Source organism: Microvirga lupini, from assembly GCF_014191055.1.
Classification (GTDB): domain Bacteria; phylum Pseudomonadota; class Alphaproteobacteria; order Rhizobiales; family Beijerinckiaceae; genus Microvirga; species Microvirga lupini_A.
This window is the reverse complement of the sequence record NZ_JACHWB010000001.1, coordinates 897,882-913,355: the sequence shown is the minus strand read 5'-3', so window position 1 is coordinate 913,355 and position 15,474 is coordinate 897,882. Positions and strand designations below refer to the sequence as shown.

Genomic DNA, 15,474 nt, shown 5'->3' with positions numbered 1-15,474 from the left:
CTACGCGGCCTTGCTCTTGGGCTGCACTTCGGCCGAGTAGTCGTCCATCAGCACCTTGGTCATATTGCCCGGCTGGTATTTGTGCGGGCCGATTTCGGACACAGGCGTTACTTCGGCGGCCGTGCCGGTGATGAAGCACTCGTTGAAGCTCGGGAGTTCGTCCGGCATGATCCGGCGCTCGGCGACCTCAAAGCCGCGGCGCTTGGCAAGATCGATTACCGTGCGGCGGGTTATGCCGTCGAGGAAGCAATCGGCGATCGGCGTGTGAACGACGCCATCGCGGATGAAGAACACGTTGGCGCCCGTGCATTCGGCCACGCGGCCCTGCCAGTCGAGCATCAGCGCATCCGCATAGCCCTTCCGTTCGGCCTTGTGCTTGGAGATGGTGCAGATCATGTAGAGGCCCGCGGCCTTGGCGGCCGACGGCGCGGTGGCCGGATCGGGACGGCGGTACTCCGCCATGTCGATGCGGATGCCCTTCATCTTCTGAGCCGGGTCGAAATAGCTCGGCCATTCCCAGGCGGCGATGGCGAGATGGATTTTGTTGGTCTGCGCGGCCACGCCCATCATCTCCGAGCCGCGCCAAGCGACGGGGCGCAGATAGGCGTCGACCATGCCGTTCTTCTCCAGCACGAGGCGCTTGGCCGCGTCGATCTCGGCCACGCTGTAGGGGATCTCGAAGTCGAGGATCTCGGCCGATTTCTTCAGGCGCTCCGAGTGCTCGGTCGATTTGAAGATCTCGCCGCCATAGGCACGCTCGCCTTCGAACACGGACGAGCCATAATGAAGGCCGTGCGAGAGAACGTGGAGCTGGGCATCCTTCCAGGGTACGAGCTGTCCGTCGTACCAGATCCATCCATCACGTTGATCGAAGGGGGTCGCGGACATCGTGTATCTCCTTGAAAACCAGCCTTGTGGCAACCGGGGCCGGGTAATTTCCGGTGCGCTTCCAATCGATTTCAATTTCATTCATTTCGCGGAAGCGGCTTGACGAGTAACAATCGTCCTGAGATATGTCAACAAGGCTGACATAAAATTTGGGAACAGGATGGTGCGTGACGCGATACCGGCTTTGAAGTCTCATCACCCCGGCAAGGACATTCTCGCCGAGACCCCTGCCTATGACCTCATTGAACTGTTCTTCTTCGCCTATCGCGACTTCGTCAGCGATCCGGATCGGATTCTGGACGAGTACGGCTTCGGGCGGGCCCACCACCGGGTCCTGCATTTCGTGAGCCGCAACCCGGGCCTGACCATCGCGGAGCTCCTCGACATCCTGCGGATCACCAAGCAGAGCCTGAACCGAGTTCTGAAGGAGCTGATCGAAAAGGACTTTATCGAGAGCCGGATGGGCACCTCCGACCGACGCCAGCGACTGCTCTTTGCCACGCCCCAGGGTCGGGAACTGGCCCTGAAGCTCGCAAAGCTGCAGACCCGCCGCATCATGCGTGCACTGTCCGGCATGGAGCCGGAGGCCAAGGATGCGGTAAGCCGCTATCTCCTCAGCCTGATCGATCCGAACGACAGCGCCCATGTGAAGCACCTCGTATTCGGGTCCGAGGAAACCTGATAAAGCAGGGGCCATGACCTTGAAGCACTAGAGCATCGTGCGGAAAAGTGGACCCGGTTTTCCGCTCAACATGATGCTCTCATTTATGGAGGAAGCATCGGATGGATCCCGAAAGTGCAAATCCACTTTTGGGTCCGATGCTGTAGACCCGATGGATGCACGCATCGACATTCCAGACCACGCCCCCCACGTCCTCGTCGTGGACGACGATCGCCGCCTGCGCGACCTGCTGACCCGGTTTCTCAGCGAAAACGGCTATCGGGTGACGGCGGCGGCCAGCGCCGCGGAGGCTCGGGCCAAGGCGGAAAGCTTCGTCTTCGACGCTCTCGTCCTCGACGTGATGATGCCGGGTGAAACCGGCTTCGACTATGCCCGCTCCTTAAGGGAGCATTCGCAGGTACCGATTCTGATGCTCACCGCCCGCTCCAACACATCGGATCGGGTGACGGGCCTCGAGATCGGCGCTGACGATTATCTGTCGAAGCCCTTCGAGCCGCGCGAGCTGCTCCTTCGCCTCGGGAACATCCTCAAGCGCGCGGTGCCTGTACCGGGCACGGCCAATGGGGATATGCCCGACGTGATCCATTTCGGACCGTTCTCCTATCGGTTCGACCGGGGCGAATTACGGCGCGGCGACGAAATGGTGCGCATTACCGAACGCGAGCGCGAGATCCTGACGATCCTTGGCAGTCATGCGGGCGACAACGTGCCCCGCGAGGCTCTGGCCGGCAACGGAATTGCCGCCAACGAGCGCACTGTGGACGTGCAGATCAACCGGCTGCGGCGCAAGATCGAGACCGATCCGGCCAATCCGATCTTTCTGCAGACCGTGCGCGGCATCGGCTACCGGCTCGTGATAGACCGATGAAGATCGGCGCGACCCTGAACTATACGCCCCTCGACCACGCCGCGCGCTGGTTCGGGCGATTTTTGCCAAAGGGTCTCTATGCGCGGGCGCTCATCATCATCATTGCGCCGGTCATCCTGTTGCAATCCGTTGTAGCCTACGTGTTCATGGAGCGCCACTATGAGCTCGTGACACGCCGTCTCTCCTCTGCAGTCACGGCGGATATCGCGGCGCTCATCGACATCTACGAGAGCTATCCACAGGACCGGAACACCACCACCCTCTCGCGCATCGCTTCCGAGCGCCTGCAGCTCGATGTGGACATCCTGCGCAATACCGATCTGCCGCCGCCGGGGCCAAAGCCGTTCTTCGACATTCTCGACGAAACACTCTCGAACGAATTGCGCCGACAGATCGACCGCCCCTACTGGATCGATACGGTCGGGCGCTCAAGCTATGTGGAAGTACGCGTCAAGCTCGATCAGAACGACGTGATGCGCATCCTGGCGCGGCGCAGCCAGGCCTATGCCTCCAACTCGCACATCTTCCTCGTATGGATGGGCGGCTCATCCTTCGTGCTGCTCGGCATCGCCATTCTCTTCCTGCGCAATCAGATCAGGCCGATCCTGAGGCTTGCGGAAGCCGCAGAGGCTCTCGGCAAAGGACGCGAGATCGATTTTCGCCCTCGCGGCGCGCGCGAGGTGCGCCAGGCCGGTCACGCCTTCCTCGAGATGAAGCGGCGCATCGAGCGCAACATGGAACAGCGCACGACGATGCTCAACGGCGTGAGCCACGACCTGCGCACCATCCTGACACGCTTCAAGCTATCTCTCGTGTTTCTCGATCAGACGCCCGAGGTGGAAGACCTCAAGCGCGACGTGGACGAGATGAGCCGCATGCTCGAAGGCTATCTCGCTTTTGCCCGCGGCGAAGGCGGCGACGCGGGCGAGCAGGCGATCGCCACGGACCTGCGGCAGCTGCTCGAAGAGGTGCAATCGGATGCCGAACGGCAGGGTCATGTGACGGAGCTCGACATAGTCGGGGACCCGATAATCACGGTGCGCCCGGACGCGTTCCGCCGCCTGCTGTTCAATCTCGTCGGCAACGCGGCGCGGCATGGAGACCGGATCGAGATCACGGCCAATCACGAAACCCGCTGGCTCGTGCTGCATGTGGACGACGACGGCCCGGGGATCCCGCCCGAAATGCGCGAGGAGGTCTTCAAGCCCTTCGTGCGCCTCGATGAAGCGCGCAACCAGGATGAGGGCGGCTCGGGTCTGGGCCTCGCGATTGCCCGCGACGTCGCACGCTCCCATGGTGGCGACATCGTGCTCGGCGAATCTCCGCTCGGGGGCCTGCGTGCAACGGTGCGGCTGCCGGCCTGATCAGTAAAGCCGCCCGCCCACTGGCACGTCACGATCGGGGCGGATCAGCATCACGTTGCCATTAGCATCAGGTACGCCGAGCGTCAGAACCTCCGACCGGAACGGCCCAATCTGCCGCGGCGGGAAATTCACCACCGCGAGAACGAGCGTTCCCACAAGATCCTCCGGCGCGTGGTTGATCGTGATCTGCGCCGAGGAACGTTTGGTACCGATCTCAGGTCCGAAATCGATGGTGAGCTTGAAGGCCGGCTTGCGAGCCTGCGGAAAGGGTTCCGCGGTGACGATGCGACCGACACGGATCTCAACCTTTAGGAATTCATCGAATGTGATCTCCGGCGAGATCGATTGCCCCTGATCCATCTGCCCCTCTCTGTCTGATCAGATCGCCGCTGCGGGATTCTCCGCATCGCCATTATCGTCCGTGGCCCGGCGCCTCTCGGATCGGGACGAGCGGCGCCCCTGCATGAAAGCGCGGCCGACCGCGCGCAATGGAGCGCTCAGGCGACGCATATCCTCGGCGCCTTCCACAATACGCTCGCCGCGCCGCAACTCGCGGTCGAGCCGCGCCATGGTCTTGGCCTGCGCCGGATCGTCATCGTCGAGCCATGTGCGCATGGTATTGGCATAAACGAGCACCGCGCCTTGCAGCTTCAGCGTGCCGAGCGGCCCTTCGGTGTTTATGCCGGCAGCCGCTAGCATGAAGCGCTGGGAGTTGAGCGCCACTTGGTTGAGCGCCGCGAGCGACACAGGATCGTATCGCAAATCCTGCGAGATCCGGCGCAGCGCCTCCTTGTAGGGCTGCATCGCATCGAAACGGCGCATCAGCACGTCGAAGATGCGCTCGCGTGCAGGCTCGCCGGCAAGGTCGTCCGTCGTGCCTTCCAGCACCTGCTTGTCGATCATGCGGGATAACCCGCCAAGCACTGCACCCTTCGAGGGAAAGAGATCGCGGAACTCTGCGAGCGAGACATTCGCCGCCTTCGCGATGTCGGTGATCTCGATTTCGTGCCAGGGCCGCCGGGCGGCGAGATCCATGAGAGCCTCGACAATCGCCCTGCGCTTGTCCGTGGGAGCTGTGGAAGCCTGTGCCGTCACGATCAACCTCCTGAAGATGGGCCGTTGCGCTTAATCTAGGGATGCGCCGCACCAATCCCAAGGCTCACCCGGCGAGTTCCTCCGCTCGCCGCTTGGCCGCGGCCACCGCTTCGCGCATGAGGCCCTTCATTCCGTTCGGGTCGCGCATGAGCACCTCGAGCGCCGCCGCCGTGGTGCCGCCAGGCGAGGTGACATTCTGGCGAAGCGTCGCTGGCGACAGATCGCTCTGGAACAGAAGCTCGCCAGCCCCGGTCACGGTGGCGCGGGCGAGGCGCTGCGCCAGATCCGGCGGGAGCCCTGCGGCGGTGCCCGCCTCGGCGAGACACTCGACGAGATGGAAGACATAGGCCGGCCCTGAACCCGATACAGCCGTGACGGCATCGATCAGGTTTTCGGTGGGAAGCCATTCGACGATGCCGTTACTGCTCAAGAGCACATCGGCCATGAGGCGCTGCTCTTCGCTGACCTGATCGTTGACGGCAGCGCCCGTGGCGCCGCGTCCGATGCTGGCGGGCAGGTTCGGCATGGCCCGCACGATGGCGCCTGCGGCAGGGAGCCTGGAGCGCAGGTCACCGATGGTCTTGCCGGCGAGGATCGAGACGATGAGGGTCTGCGGCCCGAGGCAGGCATTCACCGATGAAGCCGCTTCATCCAGCATCTGTGGCTTGGTGGCGAGCACCAGCACGTCGGGCGCGGCGGGGTTTGCGGGATTGAGGGCTATTCCCTGCTCCCGGCAGAGCCGGTTCATATCCTCGGACGGCCGCGGGTCGAGAACCGTGACGCCCTGCGGTCTCATACCGACCTTGAGCCAGCCCTCCAGCATGGAGCCACCCATTTTGCCGGCCCCGATGAGGATGAGCGACGATGGGAGGTGCGAGGCGTTCGGCGACATGGGTTTACCCTGACGGAATGGAGAGGAGAGGCCGCACTCTATTCACGTCCGTCTGGCTCTGTCGAGCGAGGCTCAGGCCTCGCCTTCGGTTTCGAACAGGACGCTGTCGAGGGCTTCACGGGCCGACTTGCCGGCCCAGATCACGAACTGGAAGGCCTGGAAATAGCGCTCGCAGGCTTCCACCGCGACCCGCAGCATGGTCTCGCACTGCCCGTCCGTCGGATCGGCGCCGCCGGCGAGCAGGAGAGCGTGGCGAAACATCACCACGTTTTCGGTGCTCCACAGGTCGAAATGCCCGACCCAGAGCTGCTCGTTGACAGCAGAAATGAGTTGGAGGACATCCTGCCGACGCCGCTCGGGAACCTTGAGATCGAAGGCGCAGGCCACGTGCAGGGCCTCCACATCCTCGATCCAGGTAAAGGCGATGTCGTAGTCGGCCCAGCGTCCGGCAACGGAGACGGACATCTCGTCCGCCTCGGCCCGGTCGAAGATCCAGTGACGCAGGGAAGCGAGGCGCTCGACCACATCGAGCGGATGTTCCGAGCGGTCGATTTCAAGATGAATCTGCGACATGTCGTTCCCGGACGCTCACTTGCCTGAATATGGTAAACACATCCTGGCAACACCGTTGCTTTGACCCGGAACTATTCGGAAGAAGTACTCAGAATACCTGAAATATTCGGAGAACCCGCCGCCAGCCTCTCGAATCAGCTCATGAATCGACAGTCTTAGATTTCGACCTCCGTCACAATGCGCCGGATTCATCTGTCCACAACAGGAGCCCCGCGCTGAATGCAGGCCGGCCTCTAACTCCAATCAGGGTGTCACGGCACCTTTGCCGCCAGCGGCAGTCAGCTTCGCCTCGAGTTCCTTGACCCGGGCGTCCAGCCGCTCGTTCTCCTCGCGTGCCGCAATCACCATCTCGCGCAGGACCTCAACCTCCTCGCGGGTGGCAACGTCCATGTCCTTGATCAGCCGCTCGAACTGGCTGCGGACCACGCTCTCGACCTCGCGCCGGACGCCCTGGGCCGCTCCTGCGGCATCGGTGGCAAAGCGGGCGAGTTCATCGAAGATCCGGTTGGACGATTGGGTCATGGGTCAATCCACAGCGTTCGGTGGGCTCATCGGCCCTGGAACGCCACACATGGCCGCATTCGGCTCAAACTGCAACAGGGTTGACGATCCTCCCCGGAAAGGTCCAATGGCAGCCCGTTCGATCAAGGCCCACTCATGCCGCTCTCCTTTCCGCTCATCGATCCGATTGCCATTTCCATCGGTCCCATCGCGATCCGCTGGTACGCGCTGGCCTATGTGGCCGGCCTGCTGGGCGGCTGGTTCTATGCCAAGCGTTTGGCCGCAAAGGCTGATCTCTGGGGCGGGCTGAGGCAGCCGAAACCCATCGATGTAGACGACCTCATCGTCTGGGTGGCGCTCGGCGTGGTGCTGGGGGGGCGTGTGGGCTATGTGCTGTTCTATAACTTGGGTTCCTATCTCTCTCAGCCCTTGGAGATCTTCGCAATCTGGCGCGGCGGCATGTCCTTCCACGGCGGTTTCCTAGGGGCGGTGCTTGCCATCGTGCTGTTTGCCCGCTCGCGCGGGCTCAACCCGCTCGCCATGCTCGACATGGCCGCCGTGGTAACGCCTATCGGCCTCTTCTTCGGCCGCATCGCCAACTTCATCAACGGCGAGCTGTGGGGAAGGCCGGCGCCCGATTTTCCCTATGCGGTGGTCTTCCCCCATGCGGGCCCCGTACCGCGTCACCCAAGCCAACTCTACGAAGCCTTCGGCGAGGGTCTCATTCTGTTCATCGTCATGGCCTTCGCGGCACGGCGCTTCGGCTTCCGCAGGCCGGGGCTGTTGGGCGGCATCTTCGTGCTGGGTTATGCGCTGGCACGCATCGTCTGCGAGTTCTTCCGCGAGCCCGATGAGCAGCTCGGCTTCCTGTTCGGCTCGTCCGTCGGGGCACTGGGCGGCGGCATCACCATGGGCATGCTGCTGTCGATCCCTATGGCGCTCGTCGGCGCCGGTGTCATCGTGCTGGCGGCCCGGGGCCTCACGCGGCCCCGGCAGGCAGTCGAAGTCGCGTGAAGGCGCTGAAGGAGACGTTGCGGGAGACGATCGCCCTGGAGGGGCCGATCTCCGTCGAGCGCTACATGAACCTGTGCCTCCGGCACTACTACGCCACCCGCGACCCGCTGGGTGCCGCCGGCGACTTCACCACGGCGCCGGAGATCAGTCAGATGTTCGGCGAGCTGATCGGCCTCTGGATGCTCGAGGTCTGGAACGGCATGGGACGGCCGGCCTGCCGCCTCGTGGAACTCGGACCCGGACGCGGCACCCTGATGGCGGATTTCTTGCGAGCAACGCGTCTCCTGCCCGACTTCAAAGGGGCCGCCACCGTTCACCTCGTCGAAACGAGCCCCTCCTTGAGGCAGCGCCAGAAGACCGCCCTCGCCTCCTCGGGATTTGAGATTGAATGGCATGACAGCATCGAGGACGTGCCCACCGGCCCCATGCTCCTTGTTGCCAACGAATTCTTCGATGCGCTTCCTGTGCGCCAGTTTCAGGCCACCGAACGCGGCTGGTGCGAGCGGTTGGTGGGCCTCGACGGCGAGCGCCTCGTGTTCGGCCTGCGACCGGAGCCGGAGCAGGCTCTCGGCAAGCCGCTGCGCCAAGACGATATCCTTGAGTGGCCAAGCGCCTCGGTCGACGTCATGAGCACGCTCGCCGGAAGGCTGGCCCGGGACGGCGGCGCGGCCCTGATCCTGGATTACGGCTATTGGGGTCCGGCCTTCGGCGACACCCTTCAGGCCCTGAAAAACCATCAGCCCGTCGATCCGCTGCAGGAGCCGGGTGAAGCGGACCTGACCACCCACGTGGACTTCCACCGCCTCGTCCAGGCTGCCGCAGCACAGGGCGCGCGTGGGCACGGAATCGCCACGCAGGGCGACTTTCTTCGAGCGCTCGGGATCGAGGCGCGCGCCAACGCCCTGAGGGCGCGCGCCACACCGGCCCAGGCTGCCGATATCGACCAGGCGCTTGCTCGCCTGATAGAACGCGGAGCGGCTGGCATGGGAGAGCTGTTTAAGGTTTTAGCCGTTACACATGAGGCGACCCAAGCCGTGCCCGGATTGCCCGCCCTGCCCTTCTCTTCGTAAGATTGCGCCATGTTCATCCAAGCCCCCGTCCTCTCCTCTCAGTCGAATATTCGCCACGCCTTCTTCACGCGTGAGGGCGGCGTCTCGACGGGGATCTATGCCTCGCTGAATGGTGGCATCGGATCCTCCGACGATCCCTCGAAGGTGCAGGAGAACCGGCTGCGCATGGCCGAGGCACTCAGCGTCGCGCCCGAGTCTCTGATCAGCGTCTATCAGGTCCATTCGCCCGATACCGTAGTCGTCGAGGGGCCCTGGAGAGCTGAGCGCCCCAAGGCCGATGCCATGGTGACCAGGGTGCCGGGCCTTGCGCTCGCCATCACCACGGCGGATTGCGGGCCGATTCTGTTTTCCGACGCGCAGGCCCGCGTGATCGGGGCGGCCCATGCGGGCTGGCGCGGGGCCGTGACGGGCGTTCTCGAATCCACCGTCGATGCGATGGAGCGGCTCGGCGCCCGACGCGAGACCATCGTCGCGGTGCTCGGTCCCACGATCAGCCAGAAGGCCTATGAGGTCGGCCCCGACTTCATCGAACGCTTCACCAAGGAAGCGCCAGGTCATGAGCGCTTTCTCAAGGAGGCTGAGAGGCCGGGCCATGCCATGTTCGACCTCCCCGGCTTCATCGGCGCGCGCCTTGAGACAGCAGGCATTAGGGCCTTCATGGATCTCGGGCTCTGCACTTATTCCGACGAACAGCGCTTCTTCAGCTATCGCCGCACTACCCACCGGCAGGAGACGGATTACGGCCGTCTGATCTCGGCGATCGCGCTCACTCCCTGATACCGGCAACGTCCGGCGTCTCCCAGGCGAGGTGCTGGCCGCCGTCGACGGCGATCATCTGGCCTGTGACGCTGCGGGCTTCGGCGAGGTAGAGTACCGCATCGGCGATCTCGTCCGGCGTTCCGCCATGACCCAGCAGCACGGCGCTGCTCTGCTTGGCGAAATCCTCATCCCCCTGGCGCACATTCGACAGGGTCGGTCCGGGTCCAATGGCATTGACGCGGATTCGGGGCGCCAGCGCCTGGGCCATGGTCTGTGTGGCGGTGAACAGGGCGGCCTTCGTGAGCGTGTAGGAGAAGAACTGCGGCGTCAGCTTCCAGACCCGCTGGTCGACAATGTTGATGATGCATCCTTGGACCTCAGCGGGCAGCTGGTGCGCGAAGTCGCGGGCGAGAAAGGCAGGAGCCCGCAGATTGACCGCAAAGTGCCGATCCCAGCGCTCCTGCGACAGGGTCTCGACCTCGTCGGGTTCGAACTCGGAGGCATTGTTGACGAGAAGAGTCAGAGGACCCAGCGCCCGTACGGCCTCCGGCACAAGACGCTCGACGGCATCGCCATCGGCGAGATCGGCTTGCACAACGGCCACCCTCCCGCCGCCCTCCCTGATCCGCGCCGCTATGCGCTCAGCCTCATTGGTGGAGCGGCGGCAATGGATGGCCACCGCATACCCCTCTGTGGCGAGTCGATCGACGATTCTGCGCCCGATGCGCTGGGCCCCACCCGTCACCAGGGCTGCTTTTTGCATTCTCAACCTCTTGAAATGTAAGTATGTAGCGTCAATTATCAGTCTTCGCCAAGAAAATGACATTTTTTCGCTGCGTCGTCGAACCAACGGCCAAGCTGTGCGTTAGAGGTCCAGCGATGTCGCAAGGGGTTCATTTGCGTATTGCCGCCACAATCCTGCCACAGCACTTCTTAGCCGCTGTGGTTGTGAGGTCACAGCCCTCGCGAGATTGTCGCTCTATAAATGGGGAGTGCCCGGCCTGAACCGACGGCAAGTGGGTCCGGCTGGCATGACATCGATTAGGAAAGAGAAACCATGAAGAAGATTCTTCTCGCCAGCGTCGCCCTCTTCGGCTTCGCCGGGGCTGCTGCTGCTGCGGACCTCCCGGTCCGCTCCGCTCCTCCGGCTCCGATCATCGCAGCTGCTCCGATCTTCACCTGGACCGGCTTCTACGTCGGTGTGAACGCCGGCTACGGCTGGTCGAACGACGACTTCGACGCCTTCGATCTCGCTGATGACGATGACGACGGCGGCTTCGTCGGCGGCGCCCAGGTTGGCTACAACTACCAGATCGGCTCCTTCGTGGTCGGTCTCGAAGGCGACATCCAGTACGCCGATTTCGGCCGTGACAACGTGTTCGACTTCGACGGCGACGGCGATGCCGACGACTTCGGCAGCGACTGGTTCGGCACGGTGCGTGCTCGCGCCGGTGTGGCCTTCGACCGCGCCCTCATCTACGCCACCGGTGGTTTCGCGTTCGCTGACGACGCCAACGGCTGGACCGTCGGTGGTGGTCTCGAGTACGCCTTCACCAACAACCTGTCGGCCAAGATCGAAGGCCTCTACGTCAACCTCGAAGAGGACGACATCCCGGGCTTCGACGACGACTTCGACAACGATTTCGGCGTCATTCGTGCCGGTCTGAACTTCCGCTTCGGCACCTACTAAGATCCGTCTCTCACGAGATGGAAAAGGCCCGGGGTTTCCCGGGCCTTTTTCGTTTCAGGGCGTCACCCTGGTCTTGGCATAGGCCGGAACGCGGGATTCGAAGTCGGCAAGCCATGCCACGAGCTTCGGATAGCTCTCACGCCAGCGTCCGCCGAAGCGCAGGTCGAGGTAGCCCAGGGCACAGGCAAGAGCGATCTGGCCGATCTGCAGGTTCTGGCCGGGCGCCGACAGACAGGCCTCCGCATGGTCGAGGCCACGGCGGACCTTGTCGGCCTGGTGATCCACCCATTTCGGCTCGCGCCTGTCCTCCTGGCGGAAGCGGCCCTCATAGACCTGCAACAGTGCCGCATCCATGATGCCGTCGGCCAGCGCCTGATCGCGCAGGGCGCTGAACCGCTCCGGCCCGTTCGGGATGACGCGGCCGCCACCGGCCAGATGATCGAGGTAGTCCACGATCACACGGGAATCATAGAGCACATCCCCGTTCTCAAGGATGAGGGCCGGGATCTTGCCCAGCGGGTTCTGCTGACGGATCGAATCCTCAGGGTTCAGCGTATCAGCCTCAACGATCTCAATCCGGTCGGACAGGTTGAGGATTGCGGCGGTGAGCTTCACCTTCCGGCCGAAGGGCGAAGCGGGCGAGGAGCGGAGAACGAGCATGAGCAAACCCCTGAATCTGAGAGAATGAGGCAGTCATGAACGCTCGCAGCGCCTGCGGCAATCCGTTTTAAGCAGGGGGACCGAAGGCTTCACAGCGATAAGCGCCGTAGCCGCTGCGCGACAGACGCTCTGCGAGAGCCGGCAGGAGAACTTCCGCCTCCTCCCTCAACGACCATGGCGGGTTGAGCACGAAAAGCCCGCTGCCGTTGAGCCGTGTGGCATCGCGCGGATCATCCACATAGAGCTCAAGCCGCAAACCCGGACGCGAACTCTCCCGATGGAGGCGCTCTGCCACCGCATCGACGGAGCCGACATCCTTGATCGGGTACCAGCCGGCATAGACGCCGGTGGGCCATTTCTTGAGCGCCGCGAGCAGCTCCGTGCCGAGGCGCTCCAGTTCATTGGGCTTTTCATAAGGAGGGTCGATCAGGACGAGACCGCGTTTCTCCTTGGGTGGAATGAGGGCATTCAGCGCCGTCCACCCGTCGAGATGCATGACCTTCAGGTTGGTCACCTCATTGAAGGCCTCGCTCAGCACAGCGTGGTCGGCCGGATGCAATTCCACGAACACGCCCCGGTCCTGCCGCCGCAGGATCTCGCGCACGATGCCGGGAGAGCCGGGATAGATGGCCCCCCCATGCCGGGCGCGTACATCGGCAATCACCTTGCGATAGGGAGTCAGGATCTCCTCCACCTCGGGAGCAAGAGCCTCGTCCAGGCGCCCGATTCCGTCGATCCACTCCCCGGTTCGCTCGGCCTCGTCGGCCGTCAAATCGTAGAGGCCGATTCCCGCATGGGTGTCGATGACGCGAAGGGGCGTCTCCTTGCGCTGCAGATAGGTGAGGATCCGGACCAGGAGGGCATGTTTCATGACGTCGGCGAAATTGCCGGCGTGGAAGGCGTGGCGGTAGTTCATGTTTGTCCTAAGGCATCGAGCCCAAAAGGAGGCTCCACAGTCGAAAGATGCGCTATCTTACTGCCGGGACCGTGATCTCGCCCGCGCGGCAGCCGTCGCGATCGACCTCGGGACACTGGTGGTACCCCCGCAGGTCCTTGCCGAGGCAGATGCGCACCTCCTGGAAGATGCGCCGTCCGCACGAAACCGCGATCATGTCGGGCCGCAAGCCCGGATTGGCGTTCAGGAAAGCCCGCTCGATCTCGCTCGGCAGCACCCGCGAGCGGCTGTCCAGTCCTTTGAAACCATCAGGAATGCGGACCAGTTCACGGGCCCGCCGAACGGCCTGGAAGTAGCCGCTCGGGGACTCGCCCGAACAGGTCCCATGCTTGCGCCACTGGTAGCGTGCCAGGTTGTCGTCCGGAAAGAGACCCTTGGCATCCGCAATGGCTGCCTGCGGCACGAAGCGCCCGTTGGGCTCGCAGAAGCTGGGATACCCCTTTTCGTTCTGCGGCCACAGGCCATGAGTCACGAAACCCAGTCCGCTGCCGCTGTCGCATTGCCGGCTGCGGCTGCCGCTGTTCTCGCAGAAGCCCGGCGACCAGGAGAGTGCGAGCACGTAGAAGTCGAACTGCCCCGTGGGGGCGCCCCTCGCCTCCCGCGGTCCTTGGGCCGCCGTGGGAGAGAGCAAGAGAAAGCAGGCGCCCGCAAAAGAGAGGCACCAACGCAGGATCAAGGAGCGGCCTGCTTACAATGGGGCGCGAAGGCATAGTGGCGGTCAAAGCCGTCCACGCAGGCCTCCGTATCCCAGCCAATGCCGATGAAGCCGAGATCCTCGCGGATCGAGAAATTGATCTTGTGCCTGTAGCCGTCGGAGACCAGCACGGTGCCCGTGCAGTAGCGGCGGGGAATGTAGTCGAGACCCCAGGGGCGCCAGGCGACCTGCTGCACCCGCTCGAAGGAGACGATCTGGAGATTGGAGTTCCAGTATAGACCTTCCTTGTGAGCGAAGTTCGCACTGATGTCCTGGAGCACGGACGGATCGGCACAGGCCGGCAGCGAGGCATCGAAAGGCTCCTCCCGACGCTCTGCCGGCGTGACCTCACGGGCCATCGCAGGTGCGCTCAACATCATGCAGGAGATGAAAGCCGCCAGCCACTTCATTCGGATGCTCCAACAGGTCTTCGGATTGTGTTCCATCGACCATGTGGGCGAAGCCCGAGAAGGTCAAGGCTCCGCTTGTGGTTTAATAAAGAGCGTGTCGGTTCAGCATCATCGGCGCATTGGCCGGACGCGTCTGAGGCCGAGGTGGAGCATAGGTCTGCTCCGGAAGCCGGCCGGGCGGCAGATTGGACGGAGGCGGTGAACCGCTCGAGGCGCCCGAGCCGGGCAGATCGGCCGCATAGCCGTTCGAGGACGAATAGCGCTGTGCCGGAGCCACCGGAGCCGACAGATTTGGGGCTGGCGGCGGGGGCGCAGGCGGGATGTAGGCCTCGCCTTCCGGCACGTCCTGCTCGAGATCCACCGGGGCCAGATCGCCCGCTGCGGCCGCGCTCTGGAGCACCTCCTGGCTCTTCTCGGGATCGATTCGCGGCGCAAACTTCAGGATCGGCTTGCAGATGCGCCGCTGCCCTCTGGGGTCGTGTCGCGCCAGATCGAGGTGGAGGTGATCGTAGTGGAAGGCATCGGAGCCCGGCCCCAGAACCGTCGTGAAGTAGCGGCAGGCGCCGACGAAGACCTCGCGCAGGAATTCCTGCTCGGCAGGATCCCGGCTCCGCCAGCCGTTGACCACCGATACCTCCCGTCCGTCGATCAGGGCAAAGCCCATAATGTCGAGGGCATTGCCGAAGGAATGCTCGGAAAGCTTGGCGCCCCTCTGGTTGTTACGGGGACGGCAGGAATAGGAGCCTGCCTTGATGTCGGCGAGCGGGACGCCGAAGTACATCTTCGCGGCGGGCCTCACGATCTCGTCGATCCAGGTATCGATCTGCGGAATGATCGGGCAGGCAAGCGTCACCTTCGACTTCAGGCCGACGGCGCCATTGTTGAAGGCGGAAACCTTGAACGGATAATCCATGCCGCAGACGCCGGGGCCCTCGATCTTGGAGCTCAGGGCCATGTAGGCGGAAGGCTGCACGAGCCGCTGCGAGAGGCAAGCCTCCTCGGCCTGCGCGCGCCAAGGCTCACGCTGCTCGAACCGAAACAGTCCGCAACCGGTGACTCCGAGCCCAATGAGCGATAGGGCAAAAAACGCAACTAACCCACGACGCATGGGTGGGAGACTAAGCCGGGGCCGTAAACATCCCGTCAACGGCGGAAAGCATCAGCCGATTCGAGGGCTCAATCAGCCTTGCCTCTCTCTGAAACCGTAAGGAAAACAGGGTGCGACAGAATAGAGCAGGAACTTTTTTCGCCTGCGGCTGAAAACGATTACGAGCCAATCAAAACAAGGCGTTAACCATTTGTTAACCATTCCGGGAAGTCTGCGAAGTGCCCTCAATCCCTTCAGGACTGCTTCTCAGG

General features: G+C 63.4%; 19 protein-coding genes. 7 read left to right on the top strand and 12 right to left on the bottom strand.

Features of this window, described 5'->3' with window-relative positions; translation table 11 throughout:
• A complete protein-coding gene (locus tag FHR70_RS04590; protein ID WP_183447531.1) occupies positions 1–888 on the bottom strand; it encodes a branched-chain amino acid aminotransferase in 888 nt (295 codons plus the stop codon).
• A 160-nt stretch (positions 889–1,048) separates the two neighbouring features.
• On the opposite strand from FHR70_RS04590, the gene FHR70_RS04585 reads away from it, so the two are divergent.
• The 3 genes from FHR70_RS04585 to FHR70_RS04575 all read left to right on the top strand — a co-directional run bounded on the left by FHR70_RS04585 (position 1,049) and on the right by FHR70_RS04575 (position 3,802).
• Positions 1,049–1,570 (top strand): MarR family winged helix-turn-helix transcriptional regulator, encoded by a 522-nt coding sequence (locus FHR70_RS04585; RefSeq protein WP_183447529.1) that lies wholly within the window; start codon positions 1,049–1,051, stop codon positions 1,568–1,570.
• Positions 1,571–1,721: 151 nt separating this feature from the next.
• Positions 1,722–2,438 (top strand): response regulator, encoded by a 717-nt coding sequence (locus tag FHR70_RS04580; protein WP_183447527.1) that lies wholly within the window; start codon positions 1,722–1,724, stop codon positions 2,436–2,438.
• Positions 2,435–3,802: an ATP-binding protein gene (locus tag FHR70_RS04575; protein WP_183447525.1), complete on the top strand. Its 1,368-nt coding sequence runs from the start codon at positions 2,435–2,437 to the stop codon at positions 3,800–3,802. The genes FHR70_RS04580 and FHR70_RS04575 overlap by 4 nt, the downstream gene beginning before the upstream one ends.
• Here FHR70_RS04575 and FHR70_RS04570 read toward each other — a convergent pair whose 3' ends face one another.
• The 5 genes from FHR70_RS04570 to FHR70_RS04550 all read right to left on the bottom strand — a co-directional run bounded on the left by FHR70_RS04570 (position 3,803) and on the right by FHR70_RS04550 (position 6,884).
• Positions 3,803–4,162 carry a tRNA-binding protein gene (locus FHR70_RS04570; RefSeq protein WP_183447523.1) on the bottom strand — a complete coding sequence of 120 codons (360 nt, stop codon included), beginning with the start codon at positions 4,160–4,162 and terminating at the stop codon, positions 3,803–3,805. It abuts the gene before it with no gap.
• A gap of 18 nt (positions 4,163–4,180) precedes the next feature.
• Entirely contained in the window at positions 4,181–4,837 is a 657-nt protein-coding gene (locus FHR70_RS04565) for a TetR/AcrR family transcriptional regulator (protein ID WP_183448494.1), read from the bottom strand.
• Between the two features lie 124 nt (positions 4,838–4,961).
• On the bottom strand, positions 4,962–5,789 hold the full coding sequence (gene proC / locus FHR70_RS04560; protein ID WP_183447521.1) for a pyrroline-5-carboxylate reductase: 828 nt from the start codon (positions 5,787–5,789) through the stop codon (positions 4,962–4,964).
• A 72-nt stretch (positions 5,790–5,861) separates the two neighbouring features.
• Positions 5,862–6,362, bottom strand: a complete 501-nt coding sequence (locus FHR70_RS04555) for a type III secretion system chaperone family protein (RefSeq protein ID WP_183447519.1) — start codon at positions 6,360–6,362, stop codon at positions 5,862–5,864.
• Between the two features lie 243 nt (positions 6,363–6,605).
• Positions 6,606–6,884, bottom strand: coding sequence for an accessory factor UbiK family protein (locus FHR70_RS04550; RefSeq protein WP_183447517.1), 279 nt, complete (start codon positions 6,882–6,884; stop codon positions 6,606–6,608).
• A gap of 135 nt (positions 6,885–7,019) precedes the next feature.
• Here FHR70_RS04550 and lgt point away from each other — a divergent pair, with 135 nt between their 5' ends.
• From lgt to pgeF, 3 genes are read left to right on the top strand one after another with little or no spacing between them, the layout of a single operon-like run.
• Complete coding sequence (lgt, locus tag FHR70_RS04545) at positions 7,020–7,877, top strand: prolipoprotein diacylglyceryl transferase (RefSeq protein ID WP_183447515.1); 858 nt, start codon at positions 7,020–7,022, stop codon at positions 7,875–7,877.
• A complete protein-coding gene (locus tag FHR70_RS04540) occupies positions 7,874–8,947 on the top strand; it encodes a class I SAM-dependent methyltransferase (RefSeq protein WP_343058722.1) in 1,074 nt (357 codons plus the stop codon). Before lgt ends, FHR70_RS04540 begins: the two co-directional genes overlap by 4 nt.
• Before the next feature lie 9 nt (positions 8,948–8,956).
• On the top strand, positions 8,957–9,724 hold the full coding sequence (pgeF, locus tag FHR70_RS04535; protein WP_183447513.1) for a peptidoglycan editing factor PgeF: 768 nt from the start codon (positions 8,957–8,959) through the stop codon (positions 9,722–9,724).
• On the opposite strand, the gene FHR70_RS04530 is transcribed toward pgeF, so the two are convergent.
• Entirely contained in the window at positions 9,714–10,469 is a 756-nt protein-coding gene (locus FHR70_RS04530) for an SDR family oxidoreductase (protein WP_183447511.1), read from the bottom strand. The genes pgeF and FHR70_RS04530 overlap by 11 nt on opposite strands.
• Before the next feature lie 294 nt (positions 10,470–10,763).
• Here FHR70_RS04530 and FHR70_RS04525 point away from each other — a divergent pair, with 294 nt between their 5' ends.
• Positions 10,764–11,396, top strand: coding sequence for an outer membrane protein (locus tag FHR70_RS04525; protein ID WP_183447509.1), 633 nt, complete (start codon positions 10,764–10,766; stop codon positions 11,394–11,396).
• A gap of 54 nt (positions 11,397–11,450) precedes the next feature.
• Here the strand turns inward: FHR70_RS04525 and FHR70_RS04520 are convergent, their stop codons facing one another.
• The 5 genes from FHR70_RS04520 to FHR70_RS04500 all read right to left on the bottom strand — a co-directional run bounded on the left by FHR70_RS04520 (position 11,451) and on the right by FHR70_RS04500 (position 15,223).
• Complete coding sequence (locus tag FHR70_RS04520) at positions 11,451–12,056, bottom strand: glutathione S-transferase (RefSeq protein WP_183447507.1); 606 nt, start codon at positions 12,054–12,056, stop codon at positions 11,451–11,453.
• A 67-nt stretch (positions 12,057–12,123) separates the two neighbouring features.
• On the bottom strand, positions 12,124–12,972 hold the full coding sequence (locus tag FHR70_RS04515) for a 23S rRNA (adenine(2030)-N(6))-methyltransferase RlmJ (RefSeq protein ID WP_183447505.1): 849 nt from the start codon (positions 12,970–12,972) through the stop codon (positions 12,124–12,126).
• 52 nt (positions 12,973–13,024) lie between these two features.
• The gene (locus tag FHR70_RS04510) at positions 13,025–13,687 is read right to left on the bottom strand and encodes a ribonuclease T2 family protein (RefSeq protein WP_183447503.1); all 663 of its coding nucleotides are present in this window, start codon (positions 13,685–13,687) and stop codon (positions 13,025–13,027) included.
• Positions 13,684–14,115, bottom strand: coding sequence for a hypothetical protein (locus tag FHR70_RS04505; protein ID WP_183447501.1), 432 nt, complete (start codon positions 14,113–14,115; stop codon positions 13,684–13,686). The genes FHR70_RS04510 and FHR70_RS04505 overlap by 4 nt, the downstream gene beginning before the upstream one ends.
• 82 nt (positions 14,116–14,197) lie before the next feature.
• The gene (locus tag FHR70_RS04500) at positions 14,198–15,223 is read right to left on the bottom strand and encodes an extensin-like domain-containing protein (RefSeq protein ID WP_183447499.1); all 1,026 of its coding nucleotides are present in this window, start codon (positions 15,221–15,223) and stop codon (positions 14,198–14,200) included.
• Positions 15,224–15,474: the final 251 nt, after the last annotated feature.